The 2,335-nt window shown below is 45.4% G+C and carries 3 protein-coding genes; 2 read left to right on the plus strand and 1 reads right to left on the minus strand.

The genetic code is table 11. The annotated features are described in order from the left end of the window. Positions 1–176: 176 nt before the first annotated feature. The gene (locus tag ACE1AQ_RS06890) at positions 177–836 is read right to left on the minus strand and encodes a phosphoribosyltransferase (RefSeq protein ID WP_106909440.1); all 660 of its coding nucleotides are present in this window, start codon (positions 834–836) and stop codon (positions 177–179) included. Between the two features lie 198 nt (positions 837–1,034). On the opposite strand from ACE1AQ_RS06890, the gene ACE1AQ_RS06895 reads away from it, so the two are divergent. After that, entirely contained in the window at positions 1,035–1,520 is a 486-nt protein-coding gene (locus ACE1AQ_RS06895) for a DUF4079 domain-containing protein (RefSeq protein WP_008197262.1), read from the plus strand. 184 nt (positions 1,521–1,704) lie between these two features. Then, positions 1,705–2,043, plus strand: coding sequence for a P-II family nitrogen regulator (locus ACE1AQ_RS06900; protein ID WP_008197259.1), 339 nt, complete (start codon positions 1,705–1,707; stop codon positions 2,041–2,043). Positions 2,044–2,335 lie beyond the last annotated feature (292 nt).

The following is a 2,335-nucleotide window of genomic DNA, read 5'->3' on the forward strand; positions in this document are numbered from 1 at the left end:
ACCCTTATAGAGACAGACATTGCTGCTATTTTTGTCAACTGTTTTCGCTCTAGAGAGAACTAATCAATTAAATCTCTTGCCAGATAAGGATTGAGTCGATTTATGCCCCCCTATCGAACCATAGCAAGTAACGAAGAGCCAAGAACCATAATTCATAATTCATAATTCATAATTCCTTAAACTTGAATCAAAGAACTATCGACGCTGGCCAACAGTGTTTGCACTTCCTCATCGCTGGTTTGGGAAAAGTCCTCATACCAAAGAGAAATCGATCTCAATTCGTAGGGTTTATGTAGGCAAATTACTCGATCGACTAATTTTTCTAATTGCTCACACACTTCCACTGGCGCAATAGGAACGGCAATAATAATAGCAGCGGGGTTTCTAGCTTTCAGGGTCAGAATCGCCGCTTTGATCGTTGCTCCCGTAGCGATACCATCATCTACTAGAATAATCGTTTTTCCCGTCACGTCTGGAAAGGGTCGCTCCCCTCGATACAAGCGATCCCGTCGCTCTAATTCGATCATTTCTTCCTTTGCTACCCGTTCCATCATCGCCTGCGATAGGTGCAAGTCGTCAACGATACTTTCATTGATTACCCGCACACCATCTTGACCGATCGCCCCAAAAGCTAACTCTTTTCGCTCTGGTACACCTAATTTTCGCACCAAACACAGATCTAGGGGTAAATGTAACCTTTGGGCAATTTCAAAGGCGATCGGAACCCCCCCCCGGGGCAAGGCCAAAACCAGCGCCCTAGCACTATTGGTATATTCTGTCAAGTAAATAGCTAATAGTCTCCCAGCCGACCGCCGATCTTTGAGCAGATAAGTCATAATGCCCTCCTAGGGGTTAATCCCCGTGGGGATCCCTAGTCTCCCCTGCCTTTATTCTATATTTCTCCGCTCATCTCTAGCGGAAATGTTAAGAAATTTAGCGAAGGCTTGACATTTTTTCGGCTAACCGCAGTTTTTCCAGACCGGAGATCGGCTAAAATCTTAGGCAAAAGGGTTTTGTAAAGTTGGGTAACAAACATGAATCAAAGTTTAAGTGATGCGCTAGAGCCGATCGCCGCCGCCTTTCGCAGTCTCGGAACTCCCGAACCGATCGTTCATTGGGGACATCCAGTCATGATGGGAATTGTGGTTTTAGTTATGGGTAGTTATACTGCCTATGCCGGTTGGCAAAGCCGTTTAAGCCAAGATGGGGAAGTAGTGGCCAAAAATCGGGCTGATCACCGCAAACTCGCCCCCTGGCTGTTTTTATTTATCGCTCTCGGTTACACCGGCGGTATTTTATCCCTAGTCATGCAGAAACATCCCATCCTGGAAAGCAGCCATTTCTGGACAGGATCCGCCGCGATCGGTTTATTAGCTTTCAATGGATTATTATCCCTTACTGGCTTCGCTGGCGGCAAAAAAGAACTTTTCCGGACTATTCACGCCTATATCGGCAGTATTGCCCTGATTTTACTGCTAGTTCACGGTGTTTTTGGTCTTCAGTTAGGATTATCTCTCTAGTTGGTTTATGGCTTCGGGTGGGCCAATTCCCACCTGGAAATTTTTCACGGCGGCAGACTGTGGCCAAGGCCAATAATTGAAGAAATTATGACTTTAAGCGCTCTTGTCGGGATTCTGCGTTTAGAATTAACAGGTAATTTACCAAGAAAGTAAAGTATCGTCACGCAACGAGGAGATAGATATTTTGAAGAAAGTAGAAGCGATTATCCGACCCTTTAAACTTGAAGAGGTGAAAATCGCCCTAGTTAACGCGGGCATTGTCGGCATGACCGTCTCCGAAGTTAGAGGTTTCGGTCGTCAGAAAGGTCAATCGGAACGTTATCGCGGTTCCGAGTACACCGTCGAATTTCTCCAAAAACTCAAGATCGAGATCGTCGTCGAAGATAACCAAGTCGATATGGTCGTCGATAAGCTGATTTCGGCGGCGCGTACTGGTGAAATCGGAGACGGTAAAATCTTTGTCTCCCCCGTGGGACAGATCGTCCGCATCCGTACCGGAGAAAAAGACCTCGAAGCGATTTAACCCCCCGACAGGGGATGATAGTACAATGCTGTCATCCCCCCCCATTGACAGTGTTTCCCCTCAAGAATTGTAACCTAATTTGGTATCGACCACTGATTCCCCAAAACGAAAACTTTCTACCTCACTATTAAGATAACTACTATAATTAAATCGGGAGCATCTCACTTACGCGATAAGTAATTATACTTAGCCTAAAAGCCACTCTTAATCGTGTCTTGGAACGAAATAGAGGCTTTTAAAGACTGCGTACATGGAGAATTAAAACAAGAATTACCCTCGAAAAGCCTATTTT

Source organism: Microcystis sp. BLCC-F209 (assembly GCF_041928595.1).
GTDB lineage: Bacteria > Cyanobacteriota > Cyanobacteriia > Cyanobacteriales > Microcystaceae > Microcystis.

Excerpts from the sequence above, each read along its gene's own strand:
- ACE1AQ_RS06890 (WP_106909440.1), bottom strand. The coding sequence starts at position 836 with ATGACTTATCTGCTCAAAGATCGGCGGTCGGCTGGGAGACTATTAGCT.
- ACE1AQ_RS06895 (WP_008197262.1), top strand. The coding sequence starts at position 1,035 with ATGAATCAAAGTTTAAGTGATGCGCTAGAGCCGATCGCCGCCGCCTTT.